Genomic DNA, 1415 nt, shown 5'->3' on the forward strand with positions numbered 1-1415 from the left:
TCGCTCCACTGTTCACGATCGACGACACGGTCGAGAACGTGCAGGACATGCGGCTCTACACCCCGCTGGAGCAGGCTGGGCGCGACATCTACACGCGCGAAGGTTGCTACGCCTGCCATTCTCAAATGATCCGAACACTGCGCGACGAGGTCGAACGCTACGGTCCTTATTCGCTCGCCGTTGAATCTAAATACGATCATCCGATGTTGTGGGGATCAAAGCGCAYGGGACCGGATCTGGCCCGCATCGGCGGCAAATATTCTGACGCCTGGCAGGTCGCCCACCTGATCAATCCCCGCGACGTCGTGCCGGAATCCGTCATGCCGAAATATGGCTGGCTGCAGCGCAACGCCCTGCGCATCGACGACCTCGGCGAGCATTTGGCCGCTCTCAGGGACGTCGGCGTTCCCTATACGGACGACATGATTGCCAACGCGACCCAGGATGCTCTCGGCCAGGCCGCTCCGGACGGTGATTTCGCCGCCGGCGTTGTCAAGCGCTACGGGCAGGCAACGCAGGTCAGGGCTTTTGACGGCGATCCGGGAACCATCACGGAAATGGATGCGCTGGTCGCCTATCTCCAGATCATGGGCCATCTCACCGACGCTGCCTACAAACAGGCGGCAGCCGCGGAGCCTGCAAAATGAACTTCGACCATGACACCGTCGTCGGCTTCACGAAGAGCTGGGGGCTGTTCTACCTGATCGCTATGGCAGTTGGCGTCCTGATCTATGTTTTCTGGCCTTCGAACTTAGAGCGGTTCCACGCGGCCAAGAAGAACATCCTCGATGAGGACGACAAGCCATGGAAGTAGGCGAACGCGATCCCGTCACCGGGCAGCTGACGACGGGTCATGAATGGAACGGCATAAAGGAGCTCTACACTCCGGTACCGCGGGTCGTGATCTTGTTTCTCGTCCTCACGACCCTGTTCGCGGTGGGATACTGGATCCTTATGCCTGCTTGGCCCTTGGGGCGGACCTACACGAAGGGCCTGCTTGGGGTCGATCAGAAAACGACGGTCGAACGTCAGGTCGAAGAGGCCACCGCCGAACGCGCGGTATGGACGAAGCGGATTGACGAGATGGATTTCCCGGCGATCAGGGCGGACCCCGCGCTGATGGAAACCGTGCGCGAAGCCGGAGCGACGCTCTTCAAGGACAATTGCGCGGCGTGCCACGGAGCTCGTGGCACAGGAGGTAAGGGTTTTCCCGACCTGACGGCAGCCGCATGGCTGTGGGGCGGCAATCCAGAGACGATCGTCGAAACGCTGCGCGTTGGGATCAATTCGGCGCATGACGAAACACGGGTCTCGCAGATGCTCGCCTTCGGCCGTGACGGAATCCTCAGCCTAGCGCAGATCAACGATGTGCGTGCCTACGTTCAGTCTCTCGGCGGGTCGACCGAACCCACCGT

At 61.0% G+C, this 1415-nt stretch carries 3 protein-coding genes; all 3 read left to right on the forward strand.

Going from position 1 to position 1415, the window contains the following annotated elements; translation table 11 throughout:
• Positions 1–647 (forward strand): cytochrome-c oxidase, cbb3-type subunit II (gene ccoO / locus ACXJ7R_RS32670; protein WP_457155401.1); only part of this gene is annotated, 647 nt, incomplete at its 5' end.
• Positions 644–814 (forward strand): cbb3-type cytochrome c oxidase subunit 3, encoded by a 171-nt coding sequence (locus ACXJ7R_RS32675; protein WP_095084121.1) that lies wholly within the window; start codon positions 644–646, stop codon positions 812–814. The genes ccoO and ACXJ7R_RS32675, both read left to right, overlap by 4 nt.
• Positions 805–1415 (forward strand): cytochrome-c oxidase, cbb3-type subunit III (ccoP, locus tag ACXJ7R_RS32680; protein ID WP_457155402.1); only part of this gene is annotated, 611 nt, incomplete at its 3' end. The genes ACXJ7R_RS32675 and ccoP, both read left to right, overlap by 10 nt.

Source organism: Mesorhizobium sp. P5_C1, from assembly GCF_054049815.1.

Bases quoted from the DNA above. Each gene is read 5' to 3' on its own strand.
- ACXJ7R_RS32675 (WP_095084121.1), top strand. From the start codon at position 644: ATGAACTTCGACCATGACACCGTCGTCGGCTTCACGAAGAGCTGGGGG.